This is a genomic window from Corynebacterium sp. LaCa54 (assembly GCF_046717495.1).
GTDB lineage: Bacteria > Actinomycetota > Actinomycetes > Mycobacteriales > Mycobacteriaceae > Corynebacterium > Corynebacterium kefirresidentii.
This window is the reverse complement of record NZ_CP177115.1, coordinates 1,481,081-1,500,372: the sequence shown is the minus strand read 5'-3', so window position 1 is coordinate 1,500,372 and position 19,292 is coordinate 1,481,081. Positions and strand designations below refer to the sequence as shown.

The window sequence follows — 19,292 nt, the reverse complement described above, 5'->3', positions numbered from 1 at the left end:
GCTAGAGTGCCAAGACATGAAGAAGTTGGTCGCGCTGGTTGCAACTATCACGCTCGCTTCCACCAGCGTGGTTGCTTGTACCCCGAAGCCGGTATCTGCAGAACCGGTGGCGGAGGAATTCCTCGAAGGGATGGAATCTCGCAATAACGACGGTTTGGCCGCGCTTACCGATTCCCCCTCTGACGCCACCGCTGCCCTCGACGCCACCTACTCCGGCCTGCAGGCCGAGGGGCTCGATATTGAGCTAGAAGGTGTCGATCAAGACGAGAACCTCGCTACGGCGAACTACAAGGTCACCTGGGATCTGCCCAAGGAACGCACCTTGAGCTATGACACGCAGATGACGCTTACTAAGACCGAGGATGAGTGGACGGTGCGCTGGAAGCCGAGCCTTATCCACCCAGACTTGGGCGCAAACCAGCACTTGGAACTGCGCGCATTGGAGGCAAAGCGTGCCAGCGTGGTCTCTTCCAATGGAGTGGAATTGATGAGCCCAGGGCTGAACTATCGTCTGGTGGTAGATACCAGCTCCTTAGAGGATGTGCGCCCTACCGCGGCAAAGATTAGCGGCGCGTTGGCAGCCGCCCATCGCCAGGACGATTCAATTGCGGAGATTGATGCCAAGGATTTGGCCAAGAAATTAGAGGATGCGGATGGTTCTTTCTCCGTAACTATGTTCACAGAAGACCAAGCCAAGGCTGTGCGTCCCAAGGTGGAGGGCATGGACGGCGTGCGCCTCAACGAGGAGCCAGCCTTGGTTACCCGCGACCGCGGTCTTGCGCCCGATCTCATGTCGCGCGTGCGTTCTGCGGTCCAAGACGAGGTCGATGGTCAAACTGGCTGGTCCATTTCTGTGGTCAATGAAAATGGTGCGGCACTCTCGGACGTCGAAAAGCATGATCCCAATGCTGCGCCATCGATCAAGGTTGGTCTCGATTACGATGTGCAGCGCGCCGCGCAAGAAGCGGTAAACGAGCGTGCCGATTCGCAGGCAATGCTCGTAGCCATCCGACCTTCCAATGGCGATATTTTGGCCGTAGCGCAAACCGAGAAGGCTGATGAGGACGGCGACGTCGCCCTCCAAGGCCAGTACCCACCCGGTTCTGTTTTCAAAATTCTCACCGCTGCGGCTGGCGTGGACAAACAGGGCCTAAATACCGATACCATCGTTCCGTGCCCGGGCACTATGGATATCTATGGCCGCGTAGTGACCAACTACAATTCCTTTTCTTTGGGCAGTGTTCCGCTTAGCCAAGCCTTCGCGCAGTCCTGTAACACCACCTTTGCGGATATCTCCACCAAGCTCAAGCCTGGTGAGTTGAAGGATATGGGCAAGAAGTTTGGCTTCGGCGTTGAGTACGACATCCCCGGGTTGACGACCATCACTGGCTCTATTCCAGACGGAAAGGAGCCATTGGAACGCACTGAATCCGGATATGGTCAGGGCTACGACTTGGCAAGTCCTTTTGGCATGGCCCTTGTTTCTGCCACGGTTGCCAACGGCAAAACGCCTACACCGACGCTTATCGAGGGGCACAAGACCAAAGCATCCGATAAACCGCAGCAGATTCCCAAGCTCGTGCTGGACAATGTCCGTGCCATGATGCGCCAAGTGGTCACCAGCGGTACCGCGCGCAGCATGGCTGCTGACGGCACCATTTATGGCAAGACCGGTGAGGCGGAAATCAATGAAGGCTCGCACGCCTGGTTTACCGGCTACCGGGAAGAAGATGATATTGCCTTTGCCACCCTCGTGGTTTTGGGTGGCGGCTCCGATGCCTCGGTCAATATCACCAGCAATTTCTTGCAGAAGGTCGATGCCTACCGCTCCGGTCCGCACGAAGGGGCAGCGCCGCCGGCCGAGGGATAGTCGCCGCGCTGCGTCTGCAACCCCGCCGCAGGACCCCGGCTCCCGCGTTCGCGGTGGAGAGGACTACCATGGGAAACCATGAGTAATCGAGGAAAGCTAAAGCCAGGCAAGCCCACTCCGATCCTCACCGTTCCGGAAAGCATTGAGCGCCCAGAGTACGTGTGGAAGGATGAGGTACAAGAGGGCATTGGCGAGCCCTATGTCCAGTCCCCAGAGGTCATTGAGAAGATGCGCGAGGCCTGCAAGATTGCGGCCAACGCCCTCAAGGAGGCTGGAAAGGCCGTTAAGCCGGGGGTAACTACTGATTATGTAGACCGCGTGGCACACGAATACATGTGTGACCACGGCGCTTACCCTTCTACGCTGGGGTACCGTGGCTTCCCTAAGTCCAGCTGCGTATCCCTTAATGAGATTGTCTGCCACGGCATCCCAGACACCACCGTGATTGAAGATGGCGACATCGTCAATATCGATATCACCGCTTATAAGAACGGGGTGCACGGCGATAATAACGCTACCTTCCTTGCCGGCGATGTCTCCGAGGAGCACCGCCTGCTGGTAGAGCGCACGAAAGAGGCCACGATGCGCGGCATTAAGGCTGCAAAGCCTGGCCGTGAGATTAACGTCATCGGTCGAGTTATCGAGTCTTATGCCAAGCGATTTGGCTATAACGTCGTGCGCGACTTTACCGGCCACGGCGTCGGCCCGACTTTCCACAACGGCCTAGTTGTCTTGCACCATGACTCGACCGTCTACCGCGATATCCTCGAGCCGGGTATGACGCTTACCGTCGAGCCGATGATTAATCTTGGCTCGCTGGATTACGAGATCTGGGATGATGACTGGACCGTCCAAAACACGGACGGCAAGTTCACCGCCCAGTTTGAGCACACCCTCGTCATTACTGAGGACGGCAACGAAATCCTTACCATCCCCGATGAGGACTAAGCTTCGCTAACGAAGGCCGCCTCCACGACCCCAAGCGGGGAAGTGGAGGCGGCCTTTTGCGTACTTTGCTTGCCGACGTCCCGCGCAAGGCATCAGCACTCAGCACGTAGCTGCACATAGCAAAGGGGCCCCGTTCTTAAAACGGGGCCCCTGCAAGCCCTAGCTATCTAGAGCCAATCTGCGGCTAATAATTAGCGGCGGAAGATTGGGTCCAAGATGTGCTGCGGGACGATGCCGGTGTAAACGGCGTAGTTGTAAGCGCCGATGATTGCGCCGACAATGGAGGTGATGCCCAGAGCAACGGTGCCGTCGCGCCAGATCTCGCCCCAGCGAGGGTTGTCCTTGTCCTTCTCTTCGCCGAGGAGGGCGTGGCCGGTTACCTGCTGATCCTTGTCAGCGTTAGCACCGATCTTGGAGGACAAGGTCTCGTACTCGCCGTTGTCATCCTTGGTGTCCTTGATGACGGAGGACAGGTTCTCGCCCAAGGAAGCACGATCGTTGGTGGTGTCCTCAGCGGAAGCGACAGCGACGCCGCCGAAAGCGACGGTAGCAGCGGTAGCAGCAGCAACGGCTGCAGTGCGGAAGTTACGCATTGTGAAATTTACCTTTCGGAAGTTGTGATGAAGCCGTAGGGCTGTTGCTTAGAAGGAAGGGCCGTGGTTGATGAAGTTGACGACTGGTCCGATGACGCCGCCCAGAACTGCACCGATGCCACCCAGGATGGTCAGGGAGTACAGAACCTTAGCCCATACCGGCTGCTCGGAGAAGTCCTTGGAAGAGCCGAAGATCTTGGTGCCGTCAGCTGGCTTCTCGCCTTCAAGCTGGAGGTCCTGGTCAACCTTGTTAGGGAAGCTCTGGCTCTCGTTAGAGGAAGCCTGATGGGAGGAGCCCTCGTTAGCGGTGGTGGTCTGGGTAGCCTCAGCGGAGGAGGGGCCCTCTGCTGCTACGGCAACGGTGGTGCCGCCGAAAGCAACGGCGAGAGCGGTTGCGCCAGCGATAGCTGCATTGCGGATACGCATATCAAAATTCCTTAAAAGTCGTACTTGCAAGGCTTCCACACTGGGAAACCAAAGTGTTATTGAATGTGCAGGGAACATACAGAAACACGCGGTAGCCGTGTTCGTATTGGCTCGAGCCGGTGCCCCCAGTGAATCTAGTAAAACCCTTGTCCTTTTGCGCGTCAAAGACCGGAATTTCATCCATTAAATTAATGTGTGTCCCTAAAAGGTGGTGAATTTCCTGCAGTCACGAATGTGACTTCCTTGGCGTGAAATGGGAATATGCCCTGGAAGCTGGGAAAAATCTGGGTATGTGTGAGAAAGGTCACGTAACAATTTACTTTTGCCACTCCAGTCCCAAAAGGGCGTTTTCCACTACTTCTGGTAGCGCGGGGTGAATCCAATATTGGTTGCGGGTGAACTCCCGCATGTCCAACGAGTAGGCCATCGCGGTAATCAATTGCTGGATGAGGGTAGAAGCCTGCGGTCCCATCAAGTGAGCTCCGAGAAGCTGCCCGGTAGCGCGGTCTGCCACTAGCTTGCATATACCGGTTTTATCTTCCATGGCCCAGCCGTAGGCAACATCGCCAAAGTTCTGCACCTTGACGGTGACATCGAAGCCTTCCTCGCGAGCCTGCTTTTCGGTCCGGCCCACCGTTGCGATCTGCGGGTGGGTAAAGACGGCGGCAGGGACATTGTCATGGGGGAGCGGGCGGAGGTCTTCTGGGTGCAGCAGGTTGTGCTGTACGGAGCGCATCTCGGCATTGGCTACGTGCTTGAGCATGTACGGCGAAGAGACGTCGCCAAGCGCCCATACGCCCTCGGCAGTGGTGCGGCCGAACTCATCGGTTTTTACGCGGCCGTCGGCAAGCAGCTCAATGCCTGCCTTATCCACATCCATCTGATCGCCATTGGGGGTGCGCCCAGTGGCAACCAGAATGGCCTCTGCCTCAATAGAGGTGCCATCATCTAGCTCCAACCGCACTCCCTTGTCGGTCTTCTCGAGCTGGGTGCCATTGGCAATGCGGACGTCGAAGCGGTCGCGAGCAATCTGATTGAAGCGACTAGATAGATCATCATCAAGGTGGCGCAGCAAAGTCTCGGAGCGATTGACCACGGTGACCTCCGTGCCGAGCCCGTCAAAGACATGGGCAAACTCCATGGCGATATAGCCACCGCCCACCACAATGAGGCTTTGTGGCTGATGGTCCATGCGCATGATGTCTTCATTGGTGTAGTACTTCACGCCAGACTTGGCATAGACCTCTGGAATGACCGGGCGGGAGCCGGCCGCGATGACGATTTGCTCGCCAGTGATAACATGTTCGCCGGTCTGAATAGTCTTCGGGCCAATAAAGCGGGCGTGCTCGTCAAATACGGTGATATTTGGGGTTTCCTCCCCGCGGCGGTACTGCTCGCCGCCCTTGGCAATCTGGTCGATGCGGTTGGTGAAGACGCGGTCCACGATGGAATCCCAATCCACGCTATTGACCTGAGCATCTAGGCCTAGACGGCCGGCCTCGCGCGCGGCCAAGGCGATATCGGCGGCATAGACATACATTTTAGTGGGAATGCAGCCCACGTTGAGGCAGGTACCGCCAAAAGTACCCTTTTCAATGATGGCGATCTTTTGGTCATCAAACTCCGGGCTAGGGATGGAGTTTCCGGAGCCGGTGCCGATGATGATGAGGTCAAAATGTTCCTCGGCCGCGGGCGTGTGGGTCTGGTGTGAAGAAGTCACGTTTATTCCTTATATATAGGGACTAAATTACTGGACGGGTTTAGCGGAATCTAAGACGGTGGGCAACCACTCATCGCAGGCGTTGAAGGCCTCTTGCAGCGGATCCGGAAGGGATAGAAAAACATCGTGCCTAGCGCCCTTGATGGGGTGCAAGGTGTAGTGAGCGCTTAGTTCCTTTGCCCAGCGGCGCGTTTGGGCAACGTCGATGATGACATCCGCGTGGTTCGCGCTATCGGAATAAGGCCGGCCCAGTTGAGTGCGAGTGGACTGCAGCGTCAAAATTGGTACGCCGGCATCGATACGACCGCTATGGATGGCATCAAAGCCATGGAATACTGCGGCTAGCCAGCCAACATACTTCTTATGGCCAGCCAGTGGCTTAAAGCGGAGGTCAAATTCCCACTCGCCGTAGAAATCTTGGTGAACAGACTCGCCGTAGGCGGTGAAGTTGCCACCGGGCAGGGGAGTCCTGGGGACGATGCGGCCAAGTGCGTACAACAGCGGTTTGAGCGGGGTAAGAACCTGGCCGGGTACGCCCATCATGTCGAGCCACGGGCTATTGAGGATGAGCCCCTTCAAGCGCTGGTGGCGTTCGTAGTCGGTTCGGCGCAGATGATCCATCCATAGCGGGGCGATGAGGCCACCGGTGGAGTGAGCGATGAAGATAACCTCATCATTAGGGATGGCATCGAGTGCAGCGGTGAGGTCAGCAAAGTAGAACGCCAAGTCCGATACATAGTGCCATGACTGGCCGGAGCGGCGCGAGCGACCACACTTGTGCAGATCGACAGCGTAAAAGTCATAACCTTGGGCGGCAAAGTGCTCGGCTACGTGGGTGTGGAAGAAATAGTCGGTCATACCGTGTAGCCACACCAATGCCGGGCGCGATGAGGCAGCGGATGGTTCGCGTGCCGCATCGCCCGCCTGCTGGGGCGCGTAGTGCACCAGCGTGGTGACCACGTTGCCCTCGCCGTCGGGGTCTGCGCCCAAGTCAATGGTGGCAGCTTCATAGTCGGGGCCGAGTTTGTCTGGGCCCCATACCGGGGAGTGTGTAACCATGCCTCGATTCTAGGTGTAATAAAGGATTTATGGTGCTGGTGCTGGGGTGTAGATAGTGGGGGCGGAAATTCCCACATTTTTGCCACTGGTCTGGGGGAGAAACCCCAAATTGGATAAGAAAAGCGTAGAGTAAGGCCTTAATGCGTGACGCACTGCCAGGTTGTCTTAGTGCAACGATGGTGGCGCGGGGCGCTAAGCGCTATAAGTCAAGGCGTAGACCGCGCCGATGGATATCTATTTTCTATTTGAAGAGGTAATAACAGAGTGTCCTCCGCTAAGAAGACAGCACAGGTTGTAGACGAGGTCGACGTAGCACTTATTGGTGCCGGCATCATGAGCGCCACCTTGGGCGCAATGATCCGCGAGCTGGAGCCTAGCTGGACCCAGATGGTCTTTGAGCGTCTCGACGGCCCCGCATTGGAGTCCTCCTCCCCGTGGAATAACGCCGGTACCGGCCACTCCGCACTGTGCGAGCTGAACTACACCCCGGAGAAGAATGGTCGCATTGATATCTCCAAGGCTCTGGGGATTAATGAGAAGTTCCAGAAGTCTCGCCAGTTCTGGTCTCACCAGCTCAACAACGGTATTCTGACCGACCCGAGCGAATTTATTAACCCAGTTCCGCACGTGTCCTTCGCACAGGGCGAAATCCAGGTTGACTACCTTAAGCGTCGCTATGACGTTTTGAGCGAGAAGCACATGTTCCCAGGCATGCAGTTCTCCGCTGATGATTCTGTCTTTGCGGAGAAGCTGCCCCTGATGGCGCAGGGCCGTGATTTCTCCAATAAGGTAGCCATCTCCTGGACCGATGCCGGCACTGACGTTAACTTCGGCGCGCTGACCAAGCAGTTCCTGACCGCGGCTAAGGCCTCCGGCACCGAGATCCGCTACGGACATGAGGTCATCGACATCAAGCGCGATGGCTCTTCCTGGAAGGTCTATTCCAAGAACAAGCACACCGGTGACATCACGGTAGTCAAGGCTAAGTTCGTCTTCGTGGGTGCTGGCGGTTATGCCTTGGATCTGCTGCGCAAGGCCAAGGTGAAGGAAGTTGCCGGTTACGCAGGCTTCCCAGTATCCGGTCTGTGGCTGCGTTCCAAGAACCCGGAGCTTATCGAGCAGCACCAGGCGAAGGTCTACGGTAAGGCTGCTGTGGGCGCCCCGCCAATGTCCGTGCCTCACCTGGATACCCGCGTTATCGACGGCGAGAAGGGCCTGCTATTCGGCCCCTACGGCGGCTGGAGCCCGAAGTTCCTGAAGAAGGGCAGCTACCTGGACCTATTTAAGTCCATCCGCCCGGATAACATCACTTCTTACCTTGGCGTTGCCGTCCAGGAGTTCGGCCTGACCAAGTACTTGGTAGACGAGGTACGCAAGAACTTCTCCGACCGCGTTGAGACCCTGCGCGAGTACGTCCCGGAGGCAAAGGAAAGCGACTGGGAGACCGTCATCGCCGGCCAGCGCGTCCAGGTGATCAAGCCTGCAGGTGCCCCGCAGTTCGGCTCCCTCGAGTTCGGTACCACCCTGGTCAATAACCAGGAGGGCAATATCGCCGGCCTGCTCGGTGCATCCCCGGGCGCATCCATTACCCCTGCCGTCATGTTGGAGCTGCTGGAGCGTTGCTTCGGCGAGCACATGATCGATTGGGCGGATAAGATCCGCGAGATGGTTCCGTCTTATGGCATCAAGCTGCGCAACGATGAAAAGCTCTATGACGAGATGTGGGAGTACACCCAGAAGACCTTGAAGCTAGACCGCTAGAACCAGCTTCTTCCTAGATAACCCCCTGTACCGCACCGAGACGGTACAGGGGGTTATTCGGTCTGGGCTCGGTGAACAGCAGCTAGGTGCCACAGTAGGTGAGGTATCCCTCCAAGCCATTGGGGTCCGGCGATTCGAATGAGGGGTTGGGCTCCCACGGGTGGGTTACCGCGTGGAGGAGTTCTTGATAGGGGCTCATGTCCCCGCGTTCTGCAGCGTTAAGGGCAGCTTCCACCGCGAGGTTGCGCGGGATAACCCGCGGCATCGCGCTATTGACGCGGGAGGGATCGGGCGAGGACGCTAGGTACTCATCCAAAAAGTCTCCCTCGGGCAAAAGCTCACGGGCGGGGGTGGGGTGGCCCGCGGCGGCGTCGGCAAGAGCGCGGTGGGCCAGCGTAATATCTGGGCCGTTGAGCTGCATAGCAGCGGAATAAGCAGAGAGGATGTCTGGAGAGGCATCCAATGCTGCTACCATGTCTGCCTTGCGCTGGGCCTCGAAGCGATCTGCAAAGCCATTTATTGTCTCTTGAGCAAAATCCATGGCCTTATTCAAATCCAAGTCAAAGAGCGGCAGGAGGGACTCCGCCAAGCGCGCTAGATTCCATCCCAGGATGGAGGGTTGATTGCCAAAGGCATAGCGGCCTTGGGTATCGATGCTGGAAAATACCGTGCTCGGGGAATAGGACTCCATGAAGGCACACGGTCCATAGTCAATCGTCTCGCCGGAGATGGTGGTGTTATCCGTATTCATCACGCCATGGATGAAGCCTAAGCGCATCCACTGGGATACAGTGCGAATTTGTGCATCCATCAGCTGGAGGAAAAAGTCCCGGTAGTCGCAACCGGGATAATGGCGGGCGATGGCGTAGTCGGCCAGCTGACGTGTGTAATCCGTCTGCGCGGCTAGGTGGAAGGTGCCCACCCGGATATGGCTCGCAGCCACGCGCACCACAATTCCGGCGGGCTGTACGTGGCCGCGCTGGATGGGCCGGCCGGTGGAGATTACCGCTAGTGCTCGGGTGGTGGGCACGCCCAAGGCATGCATGGCTTCGGAAACTAGGTATTCGCGCAGCATGGAAGAAAGCGTTCCGCGGCCATCAGAGCCTGGGCGGGAAAAGGGGGTCAGCCCAGTTCCCTTGGCATGGAGATCCCACAGCTGGCCGTCATTTTCCACCTCGCCTAAAAGCATGGCGCGGCCGTCTCCCATCTGCGGATTAAACGCACCGAATTGGAAGCCAGAATAGGCCATGGCGTGTCCGCCCGCGCGACCCGTGAGGAACTCGATTCCCTCGGAGGAGCGCAGCCAGTCCGGGTCAAAGCCCAACTGCCTGGCCAGTTCCTCGTTTAGGATGACCATCTCTGGGTTCGGCTGCTCTTCGCCCTCGGTAGGGCGAACCAAGTGGGGAAGGCGTTGGGCAAAATCGTGGTGTAGCTGCATTTAAACCTCCAGTGTTCCGCGCACGCGAATATGGGCGCGCCCGCCTACCCAGATATCCGTGCCGTCATCGTTGATAAATACTTCGCCCGCTCGGCCTATCTGGCTGCCTTGTGTTGCGGTATAACGCGTTGGCACCAGGTTTCGCGAGCGCATAAACTGCGCGGCGCCGCCATTGAAAGAACCGGTGACTGGGTCTTCGAATTGCGTGGTAAAGGCCCGAACCTCATAGGCCGACTCGCCCTTTGCGGCGTTGGGATTAAGGCCCACAACACCGACCTTGGGGCGCTCAACCTGGGGCTTCACCGCGCGCACCGCCGCGGCATCGCGCAATTGAAGCAGGCGCCAGCCCGGGCCATTGTCCACCCAGCCATGGTCCACAATATCCGCGCTATCTAGCCCCAACCCAGCGCAGGCCTCCTCTAGCTCCGCCGAGCTCAGCGGTTCTTCGCGGCGCAGCGGCGGGGTAGCAAAGGAAAAGACTTCGCCCTCTTGGCGGACGGTTACCAAGCCCACGCCGCATTCTTGGACGATAGTTCCCTCCGACTGCGGGCTATTGCCCAGCGCCCGCCACGCGGCAGCGCTACCCAGCGTGGGGTGGCCGGCAAAATCAAACTCTTCGTACGGGGTGAAAATGCGCACGCGGTAGTCCGCGCGGGCGTCGTGAGGTTCGAGCAAGAAGGTGGTCTCAGAAAAGTTGGTCCAGTTCGCGATTGCTTGCATCTGCTGGGCGCTAAGCCCATCGGCGCCGGCTATCACCGCTAGGGCGTTGCCGCTAAAGGCACCCGTGGCAAAAACATCAACCTCAAAGAACTCGTGCTGCATGCCCGCCAGTCTAGTCAGCCCCAGGGATGAGGACTATAGCCTAAAGCCTGCGCTAGCCTATAAGGTCATGAAGAAGCTATGGCCCGATGCACTTCGCGCGTGGGTAGGCCCACCGTGGAGAATTCTCATTCCGCTGTTTTTCTGGACTTCTTCGGTGCGGGTGGCAGAAGGTGTTATTGATGGATCCTCGCCTTTCCAAATGTTGGTCCTCGTGCTTTATGCAGTCGGTATTCCACTAGCATTATGGCTGCACCCCAAGCTCAAGGAGTACGCCATTGGCTTCATCGCAGTAATACTAACGGTGTGTATCTTTACCCCGCTGGCTGCCATGGGTAACGCTCACTTCTTCCCAGTTGCATACTGCGTATTTCTTATAGGTGCACATTCACCCAAGCGCTTACAACGGTTCTGGATAGGGTGGATTGCCTTAGGCACCTTGGCGGCCACTGCAGCGGACCTTTATGGGCGGAGACTCATGGATGGCATCGACTTTGGTCTGGAAGATGCCAACAGCATCGGCCCTCTGCCTGCTTTCGGCTTCGTCGTTATCATCGCGTGGCCGGTCATGGGATTTTTCTTCTTGCTGGGCACCAATGACCGCAAAAAGCGCGACGACCAGCAGCTGCTGATTGAACGTGCGGAGATGGCCGGCGCGGTAGAGCGCAACCGCATTGCCCGCGAGATGCATGACATCGTGGCGCATAATTTAGCGGGCGTTATTGCCCTTGCCGACGGCGCCCGGTTCGCCGCCGCCAAAAATCCCGCAGCGGCCACAGAAGCCTTGGAGACCATCGCCTCTACCTCCCGCGATTCCCTCAAACAGATGCGCGGTTTGCTCTCCGTGCTGCGAGATGGTGATTCCCGCGCCGATACCAAGGCGCCCGGCGCGAGCGATATTGCCGGTCTCATCTCGGAAGCGCGCCGGACCGGTTTCGATATCACCGTGCACGGGCTGGAGGACCTGCCGACCGAAAGCGACGAACTCTACCAATTCACCGTCTACCGCGTGGTGCAAGAACTTTTGACCAATATGATCAAGCATTCGCGTGATAAAAGGGGAGTACTGCGTTTCCGCTCTACTGGAAACGGCCTAGTATTGAGTGCCGAAAATCCGGCCGCACGCATGCCGGATAATCACAAGCCCGGCTACGGACTTATTGGAATGAGCGAGCGTGTCAAGGCCTATGGCGGCAGCGTTGCTACCCGCACCGAGGATGGACACTTCTTTATTACCGTGGAGGTACCCAATGACTAACCCTGAGCAGCCAACAGGTGCGCCCGCTGGCCCCATCCGTATCGGCCTAGTCGATGATCAGCCCCTCGTGCGCGCCGGGTTCGCCATGCTCCTTGGCTCCCAAGAGGATTTGGACGTTGCCTGGCAGGCCTCCGATGGCGATGAAGTCCTCGACCTCGCCCGCGCGCAACCTGCCGATATTGTGCTTATGGATGTCCAGATGGCCCGCGTCAATGGCATCGCCGCCACAGAAAGGCTGCTGCCGGAATTCCCGGACACCCAGGTCATTATGTTAACCACCTTCGATGACCAGAATTTTGTCCACGGAGCAATTTCCGCTGGGGCCTCTGGATTCCTGCTCAAAGACGTCGAACCGGAGGAACTCCTCGCCGCTATTCGTACCGTACATTCCGGCGAGGCCGTCCTTTCACCGCGCATTACCGCCCAGGTGCTGCAGCAACTGCGCAGCGAACAGTCTGCAGCACAGCCCGATTTACATGCCACCCCTGTTGCGGCAGCAGCTACCGCCCCTCCGGCCGAAGATCTCACGCCACGCGAGCTGGACGTCCTCAAGCTGATGGCACTGGGGTATTCGAATACCGAAATCGCGGAGTGCGAGTTCGTGTCCATGGCCACGGTCAAGACCCACGTGCGCCATATTCTTACTAAGACCAGCTCGCGCGACCGTGTGCATGCCGTGCTGTATGCCCTAACTCATGGCGTGGTCTCGGTGGAGGAGCTGCTGTCTCATCCCTAGGTATGACCCGCTAAATCACTCCCGAGGATGGTTACTTCGTGCTGGTCAGGCGGCACGATGGAAACCATGCTCAAAGTTTCACACCTTTCCAAGAATTTCCGTTCCTTTAAAGCAGTAGATGACCTCTCCTTTGAGGTCCCAGACGGTCAAGTCACCGGCTTCCTCGGACCGAATGGTTCTGGCAAATCCACCACCATGCGCATGTGCGTGGGGTTGGAGAATCCGACTTCCGGCACCGCGACTTTTGATGGCACGCCCTTCCGCGGGCTGTCCAATCCCGCTACCACGGTGGGCACCTTGTTGGACGCCACCTGGTTCCACCCAGGCCGCAGCGCCCGTGCTCACCTGGGCTACATGGCCGCGTTGCAGGGCGTGTCCATGAACCACGTGGATGACACCCTGGACCGCGTCGGCCTGACCCAGGTAGCCACCAAGCGCGTGGGCGGCTATTCGCTAGGCATGAAGCAGCGCCTGGGCCTTGCTTGTGCGCTCATCGGCGAGCCGAAGCACTTGCTTCTTGACGAACCCGTCAACGGCCTCGACCCCGAAGGCGTGCACTGGATGCGTGCCCGCATCCGCGAATTCGCCGAGGCCGGCTGCTCCGTGTTGGTTTCCTCCCACCTTCTTTCGGAGATGCAGCTCACCGCAGACCGCCTCGTGGTCATCGGCAAGGGCAAGTTGCTGGGCGAGGGCACCGTGGAGGAGTTTGTCAATGGCACGGGAGGCGCAAGCCTCGAAGTGATTGTGGACCAGCCCGATGCACTCCTGCGGCTGTTGCACGGCACCGATGCGGAGACCTCCTTTGACGGTGAGGTCCTGCGCGTGCGCGGCCTCGAAGGCTCCGACATCGGCCGCATCTGTCTGGATAACCGCATTCTCATCTCCAGCTTGGAACGCAAGCAGCCCTCCCTGGAAGAGGCCTACCTCGGCGCGACAGCCGACCACGTGGCCTACCGCTCTGCATAGTTTTTCACCTGCACAACACGCTCCATCTGCAAAGGATAGATTCACATGAACGCTCTGATTTCTGAATCCCGGAAACTATTTTCGCTCCGCTCTACTTGGATATACCTCGCCGTAGTTTCAGCTGGCATGGCTGCCGGCGCTGTCTTGTTGGCTTGGGCGAATGACTTCAATGGTACGGTCGACGGCAAGTTCGAGGCTGTCGATGTGTCTATTTCCGGTTCACTCGCCATTGTCGTGATGGTGTTTGCTGCCGCCATGATGGTAGGCGGCGACCAAAGTAAAGGAACAGTTTCATGGTCATACCTCTCATCAAATCGCCGCGTAGGTATAGTGCTGAGCCAATTTTTCATCATCACCTTTTCGCTACTGCTCGCGGCCACACTGGGCATGGTGGTAGCCACGCTGTTGATTACTGCCTTCGGAGGTGATTTCAATTTTGACAGCTTTATGCATTGGCCGGATAACAATGGGTTCATCCTTGCCTACGTTGAGTGGACTGTCTTTATCCTGTTAGCTACCAGCTTGGCCTACCTTTTGCGCAGTGGTGCATTCGCAGCGATGATTCTCGTGGCAGAGTATTTCGTCATTGAAACCGCCCTCGATGCCGTTAGCGCTCCTTGGGCTAAGGCTATCCTCCGCGTGCTACCTGATGCCAACGCTTGGGGGCTAGTAATGGGCGCCAACCGCAGTGGTGATGAGCAATCTCGAGCTGTCGCCGCTGTCGTTCTAATCGTGATGATCGTGCTCACCGTTGGTGGGTCCTGTGCGGTGGCGCGTCGTCGCTCTGTTGCGAAATAGGTACTAGACGTTACTACCCTAGTGGGCATGAGTGATGCACTTTTTGCCCGCATTGAGCCCATCCAAACCATGCGGGATGGCACGGTCAAACAGGTCAACCCGTTCTCGGGAACCGAGGTATGGACCGTGCCAGGCCGCGGCAACCGCCCGCTGTCTGTACCAGTAGCTAACCCGCAGCCACTGCAAGAGGAAGACTTTAGCCATCGCTGCGCCTTTTGCTCTGGGCGCTTGACCGATACCCCGCCGGAAAAGGCACGCATTCTGCCTTCCGGCGGGATTGTGCGTGGATTGCCCTTGCAGGAATACGATCACACAGTGCCGGCCTTTCGGCGCATCCCCAATCTGTTTGAAATCGTCTCTTATGACTATTGGCATGCCAATTACGGCTTTGAGATGGATGCCGAAACCCGCCAGCGCATGGAGAACTACCTTAGCGATCCGGTCGGCCGGGAACATGTGCTCAAGATAGTGCGCACGAAGCGCAAAGCAGCGCACTTGCCTGAGACAAGCGAAGAAGAACTGGTGGACCAGGCTGCTGGATTCTTCGCCGGCGGTCACGACGTCATCGTGGCTGGCCGCCATTTTGAGCGCGGCGCACAGGATGATTCGCAGTTGGCATCTTCGGGCACGCTAAGCGCTGAAGAACACCTGCTCTTTATGCAGCTGACTATCGACGCCATGCGGGATCTCTACGAGCGCAACCGCTACGCCCCGTACGTGGTGGCATTCCAAAACTGGTTGCAGCCAGCCGGTGCTTCCTTCGAGCACCTGCACAAGCAGCTCGTTGCTATTGATGATCGCGGTATGGCTTCTCACCGAGAGGTCCAGATGCTGCGCAGCAATATGAACATGTACAACGAGTGGGCGGTGGATTATGCCGCTAGCCGCAATCTCGTCATCGCGGAAAACGACCGTGCTGTCCTCTTCGCCGGCTTCGGACACCGTTATCCCACATTGGAGGTGTACTCCAAGTCCGCAACCTGCGAGCCGTGGCTGCAGTCGGAAGAAGAAATTCGTGCCATGAGCGATCTAGTCCACGCTGCCCACGCCGCAGTAGGCCGCGAGGTGCCCTGCAATGAGGAATGGCACCACAAGCCCGCAGACGTCGATGTTGCCCAACCATGGCGCATTCTTATCAAGTTACGTATTTCTACGCTCGCTGGATTCGAAGGCGGTACCAAGATCTACCTCAACACCATTTCGCCCTGGGACCTGCGCGATAGGGTAGTAGGCCAGCTTTACCCCCTGCGCGAATCCGGACATGTTTCCGGCTCAATACGCGTGGCGACGGAGTGCTCGGTGCAACGCAATAGCCTGCTATATAACCCGCAGTTGCGCTAAACAGACCGCGCTGGGCAAACGGTGGTCGGCTCAGCGCCTGACCAGGAGCGTGAGCTCGCACGAACCCGGCCGCGGTTCTTCAACGGTCATACCTGCGGCGCGCGCGATAGCAGCAACGTCGGCGGCGCTATAGGCATCGGCAGGAGAGAGCGCTAGCTCGCGGGCGAGGAGGCCCTTGTAGTGCTTATTAAAGTGGCTGACTACCTTGCGCGAGCCATCTTCTTGCACGCTTTCTACCCGCACCGTTACCGCGTCTTTCACCCGGCCCAATTGTTGGTACGTACCCGAGCGCAGATCAACAATAAGCTCGTCTACCCCCTCGAGAGCCTGCGTAATCTGCTTGCCCCAGTGCGATTTCATGGTGCGGCCGCTAAGTTTTGTCCCGCCCGAAAGCCGGTAATGAGGGATGGGATCGCTGGCGCGGAGGATGCCAAAAAGGGCGTCGCCAATGGCAAGGCGATCCCATGTGGGGAGGGTGGGAGCGTCTAGGGCATCAAAAAGCACGCCAGTATAACGCAACACGGCCGGCATGGTGGGGGTGGTAAAAAGCCCCTGGTTGGACTCGGCTTCACCGCGCAGCTTTTCTGAGAGTTTCAGCACCTTCATTGCCTCATCTACCGAAAGAGACTGCAGCTCAGCTGCAATTTCGCGCCGGGTTTCGTTTAGTCCCGGAAAGGAAAGCTGCGCGAAATCAAGCGCGTGGCCTGTGCCGCCGTGGTCCTTAGTTTCTGAAGGAGGGAGGATAATGAGCATATATACAGGGTAGCGAGGTATATTTTTGTGCATGATTACCCGCCTTTCTGAACTATTTCTCCGTACCCTTCGTGAGGACCCGGCTGATGCTGAGGTCCCCAGCCATAAGCTGCTCGTGCGCGCCGGCTATGTCCGCCGCGTTGCGCCGGGCGTTTATACCTGGCTGCCGTTGGGCCTGCGCACGCTGCGCAAGATTGAAGACGTAGTCCGTCAGGAAATGGATGCTATTGGCGGTCAGGAAATGCTTTTTCCTGCTTTGTTGCCGCGCGAGCCTTATGAAAAGACCAACCGTTGGGTTGAATACGGCGATAATCTCTTCCGCCTGAAGGACCGCAAGAACGCAGACATGCTACTCGGCCCTACCCACGAGGAGATGTTTGCCAGCGCAGTAAAGGACATGTACTCCTCTTATAAGGATTTTCCGGTTACGCTGTATCAGATTCAGACCAAGTATCGCGATGAGGAACGCCCCCGCGCCGGTGTGCTGCGCGGCCGCGAGTTCACCATGAAGGACTCATACTCCTTCGACATGACCGATGAAGGATTGGATGAGTCCTATGGCCGCCACCGGAAGGCGTATCAAAATATTTTCAACCGTCTAGAGATTGATTACGCCATTTGTAAGGCCACCTCTGGCGCGATGGGTGGTTCTGCCTCGGAGGAGTTCCTCGCCGTCTCTGAAGTCGGTGAAGATACCTTCGTGCGCTCTACTGAAGGCGATTATGCTGCCAACGTGGAAGCCGTAGTTACCCCAGCACCTGCGGAGAAGGACATCGAGGGCCAGCCAGAGGCGCAGGAATACGACACCCCGAATGCAGAGAGCATTGATTCACTCGTTTCCTGGGCAAAGCAAGCAGGCATTACTATCGACGGCCGCGAGGCAACGGCCGCAGATACCCTCAAATGCATGATGGTAAAGCTCTTCCACCCAGCTGCTGAGAGCGAAAAGCGCGAGTCCGAGTTGGCCGCCGTGCTCATCCCGGGCGATCGTGAACTGGATGAAAAGCGCCTCGAGGCTGCACTCGAGCCGGTGGAGTTTGAATTGGCCGGGGACAAGGACTTTGCTGACAATGACTTCCTAGTCAAGGGCTATGTTGGACCGCGCGTATTGAACGCCAATGACATTAAAATCTTGGCCGATCCACGCGTGGTCAAGGGCACAGCGTGGATTACCGGCGCTGACGCAAGCGAGCGCCACGTGGTTGGTTGCGTGGCTGGCCGCGATTTCACCGTGGATGAGTTCATTGAGGCCGCAGAGGTCAAGGAAGGCGATCTTGCCCCGGATAACCAGGGCACGTTGACCTTGGAGCGCGGCATCGAGCTGGGCCACATCTTCCAGCTGGGCCGCAAATACACCGAGGCCTTCGACGTCCAGATTTTGGATGAAAACGGCAAGCGTGCGGTTCCCACCATGGGGTCTTATGGCATCGGCATCACTCGTATGCTGGCTGTGCTAGCCGAGCAGCGCCATGATGACAAGGGCCTTAACTGGCCGGTAGCTGTCGCGCCGTACCAGGTCCATGTGGCAGTGGCTAATAAGGACGCCGCAGCCATGGAGGCCGGCGACACATTGGTGGAAGAGCTGTCCGCCAAGGGGATCGAGGTGCTTTTTGATGACCGCCCGAAGGTCTCCCCAGGCGTGAAGTTCAAGGATGCAGAGCTGCTAGGCATGCCATTTGTGGCAGTCTTGGGCCGTGCCTTCAAGGAAGGCAAGATAGAGCTGCGCATCCGCGGCGGAGAGACCCTAGAGGTCCCGGCGGAGGAAATCGTGGACAAGATTCTTGAGCTGGTTCGCGGTTAGAAAAGCGCGCAATGATTCGCGTCGGGGTACCGTGGAAGGCATGAATTTCCAAAAGAATGGACTTTCCACGGTGCTTTCCGCCATGGGCGTATTGCACTTTGTGAAGGCGCAAACTTTCGAATCCATCGTTCCGCCGCAGCTGCCCGGCCCCGCACGGTTTTATAACTTTGCTTCTGGTCTCTGGGAGATAGTCACTGGCGCGTTGCTGCGGCGCCGCGCTACCCGTGGGTTCGGCGGTGCTTCTGCGCTTGCGCTCTTTGCCGCTGTATGGCCAGCCAATATGTACCACGCCTGGATTGAGCGCAAGGCAGGATGGCCGAAAAAGATCTACCACATCATCCGTCAGCCGCTGCAGGTGCTGCTTATGATGTATGCCTGGAATATCGCCAAGCACGAGGCTTAAAAGGAATTGGCATTGCTGTGCGCTAGCCAGGAAGACGCAGCAGAAAAGCCGGCCCCGTCCTCAACCCCGCGGAAACGCCGCAGGGTGGGGAGGAGGGGCCGGTTTTCGCTTTCGTGCCGGAGCCTAGGACTTAGCCGGCAACTGGGCCGCTGCAGTTAGGCCATGCGCCAGCGCCCTGGGTGGCCAGAACGTTTTCGGCCACGGCAATCTGCTGCTCTCGCGTTGCCTGGTCAGCGGTTGCAGCGTACTGGGTGCCGCCATTGGCAGCCCAGGTTTGCGCGTTGAACTGCAGGCCACCCTGGTAACCGTTTCCGGTATTGATATGCCAGTCACCGCCGGACTCGCAGGCGGCAACCTGATCCCAAGCGCTAGCCGGTGCGGCAGTAGCGGCAGGGGCGGCAAGGCCAGCAAGGCCCAGTGCGGCGGCGGATACAGTCAAAATGGTCTTCTTAGAACGCATTGAGAGGAAACTCCTTCTCTTTGTGTCTTTTAGGCTCGCGGTATCTCCTGCAAGCTCATGGTGCACCAACCTACGCACGCTTGTAGAGCAGAAGCAATGCATAGCGTCGTAGAGCTCGCTATATTTTCACTGTCCGGCGTTC

18 protein-coding genes are annotated in these 19,292 nt (G+C 57.9%); 10 read left to right on the top strand and 8 right to left on the bottom strand.

All coding sequences use genetic code 11. The features are described from left to right. The first annotated feature begins 16 nt into the window (after nt 1–16). Together ACLI1M_RS07320 and map are read left to right on the top strand one after the other, a co-directional pair. A complete protein-coding gene (locus ACLI1M_RS07320) occupies nt 17–1,870 on the top strand; it encodes a penicillin-binding transpeptidase domain-containing protein (protein WP_248098790.1) in 1,854 nt (617 codons plus the stop codon). Between the two features lie 78 nt (nt 1,871–1,948). Beyond that, entirely contained in the window at nt 1,949–2,818 is an 870-nt protein-coding gene (gene map / locus ACLI1M_RS07315) for a type I methionyl aminopeptidase (RefSeq protein WP_238799681.1), read from the top strand. A 191-nt stretch (nt 2,819–3,009) separates the two neighbouring features. Here the strand turns inward: map and ACLI1M_RS07310 are convergent, their stop codons facing one another. From ACLI1M_RS07310 to ACLI1M_RS07295, 4 genes are all read right to left on the bottom strand, one after another. Then, nucleotides 3,010–3,411, bottom strand: coding sequence for a hypothetical protein (locus tag ACLI1M_RS07310; RefSeq protein WP_248098788.1), 402 nt, complete (start codon nt 3,409–3,411; stop codon nt 3,010–3,012). A gap of 48 nt (nt 3,412–3,459) precedes the next feature. Continuing rightward, nucleotides 3,460–3,837 carry a hypothetical protein gene (locus ACLI1M_RS07305; RefSeq protein ID WP_248098786.1) on the bottom strand — a complete coding sequence of 126 codons (378 nt, stop codon included), beginning with the start codon at nt 3,835–3,837 and terminating at the stop codon, nt 3,460–3,462. A gap of 316 nt (nt 3,838–4,153) precedes the next feature. After that, complete coding sequence (gene mtr / locus ACLI1M_RS07300) at nt 4,154–5,557, bottom strand: mycothione reductase (RefSeq protein ID WP_248098784.1); 1,404 nt, start codon at nt 5,555–5,557, stop codon at nt 4,154–4,156. 27 nt (nt 5,558–5,584) lie between these two features. Further along, nucleotides 5,585–6,616 (bottom strand): alpha/beta hydrolase, encoded by a 1,032-nt coding sequence (locus ACLI1M_RS07295; protein ID WP_248098782.1) that lies wholly within the window; start codon nt 6,614–6,616, stop codon nt 5,585–5,587. A gap of 264 nt (nt 6,617–6,880) precedes the next feature. Here ACLI1M_RS07295 and mqo point away from each other — a divergent pair, with 264 nt between their 5' ends. After that, a complete protein-coding gene (gene mqo, locus ACLI1M_RS07290; protein ID WP_248098775.1) occupies nt 6,881–8,377 on the top strand; it encodes a malate dehydrogenase (quinone) in 1,497 nt (498 codons plus the stop codon). An 82-nt stretch (nt 8,378–8,459) separates the two neighbouring features. On the opposite strand, the gene ACLI1M_RS07285 is transcribed toward mqo, so the two are convergent. Together ACLI1M_RS07285 and ACLI1M_RS07280 are read right to left on the bottom strand one after the other, a co-directional pair. After that, nucleotides 8,460–9,815 carry a protein adenylyltransferase SelO gene (locus ACLI1M_RS07285; RefSeq protein WP_248098769.1) on the bottom strand — a complete coding sequence of 452 codons (1,356 nt, stop codon included), beginning with the start codon at nt 9,813–9,815 and terminating at the stop codon, nt 8,460–8,462. Then, nucleotides 9,816–10,637: a PhzF family phenazine biosynthesis protein gene (locus tag ACLI1M_RS07280; protein ID WP_248098767.1), complete on the bottom strand. Its 822-nt coding sequence runs from the start codon at nt 10,635–10,637 to the stop codon at nt 9,816–9,818. It abuts the gene before it with no gap. Nucleotides 10,638–10,704: 67 nt separating this feature from the next. Here ACLI1M_RS07280 and ACLI1M_RS07275 point away from each other — a divergent pair, with 67 nt between their 5' ends. From ACLI1M_RS07275 to ACLI1M_RS07255, 5 genes are all read left to right on the top strand, one after another. Next, nucleotides 10,705–11,892: a sensor histidine kinase gene (locus ACLI1M_RS07275; protein ID WP_023021321.1), complete on the top strand. Its 1,188-nt coding sequence runs from the start codon at nt 10,705–10,707 to the stop codon at nt 11,890–11,892. After that, nucleotides 11,885–12,628: a response regulator gene (locus ACLI1M_RS07270; RefSeq protein WP_023021322.1), complete on the top strand. Its 744-nt coding sequence runs from the start codon at nt 11,885–11,887 to the stop codon at nt 12,626–12,628. Before ACLI1M_RS07275 ends, ACLI1M_RS07270 begins: the two co-directional genes overlap by 8 nt. 66 nt (nt 12,629–12,694) lie before the next feature. Continuing rightward, nucleotides 12,695–13,594 carry an ABC transporter ATP-binding protein gene (locus ACLI1M_RS07265; RefSeq protein WP_034655868.1) on the top strand — a complete coding sequence of 300 codons (900 nt, stop codon included), beginning with the start codon at nt 12,695–12,697 and terminating at the stop codon, nt 13,592–13,594. 45 nt (nt 13,595–13,639) lie between these two features. Beyond that, nucleotides 13,640–14,392, top strand: a complete 753-nt coding sequence (locus tag ACLI1M_RS07260; protein WP_023021324.1) for an ABC transporter permease — start codon at nt 13,640–13,642, stop codon at nt 14,390–14,392. Nucleotides 14,393–14,419: 27 nt separating this feature from the next. Next, complete coding sequence (locus ACLI1M_RS07255; protein ID WP_023021325.1) at nt 14,420–15,733, top strand: DUF4921 family protein; 1,314 nt, start codon at nt 14,420–14,422, stop codon at nt 15,731–15,733. 30 nt (nt 15,734–15,763) lie between these two features. Here the strand turns inward: ACLI1M_RS07255 and yaaA are convergent, their stop codons facing one another. Beyond that, complete coding sequence (gene yaaA / locus ACLI1M_RS07250; protein WP_023021326.1) at nt 15,764–16,486, bottom strand: peroxide stress protein YaaA; 723 nt, start codon at nt 16,484–16,486, stop codon at nt 15,764–15,766. A gap of 31 nt (nt 16,487–16,517) precedes the next feature. On the opposite strand from yaaA, the gene ACLI1M_RS07245 reads away from it, so the two are divergent. Further along, a complete protein-coding gene (locus ACLI1M_RS07245) occupies nt 16,518–18,287 on the top strand; it encodes a proline--tRNA ligase (RefSeq protein WP_023027868.1) in 1,770 nt (589 codons plus the stop codon). A 40-nt stretch (nt 18,288–18,327) separates the two neighbouring features. Continuing rightward, nucleotides 18,328–18,690 carry a membrane protein gene (locus ACLI1M_RS07240; protein WP_034655866.1) on the top strand — a complete coding sequence of 121 codons (363 nt, stop codon included), beginning with the start codon at nt 18,328–18,330 and terminating at the stop codon, nt 18,688–18,690. 130 nt (nt 18,691–18,820) lie between these two features. Here the strand turns inward: ACLI1M_RS07240 and ACLI1M_RS07235 are convergent, their stop codons facing one another. Continuing rightward, a complete protein-coding gene (locus ACLI1M_RS07235) occupies nt 18,821–19,150 on the bottom strand; it encodes a transglycosylase family protein (RefSeq protein ID WP_023021329.1) in 330 nt (109 codons plus the stop codon). Nucleotides 19,151–19,292 lie beyond the last annotated feature (142 nt).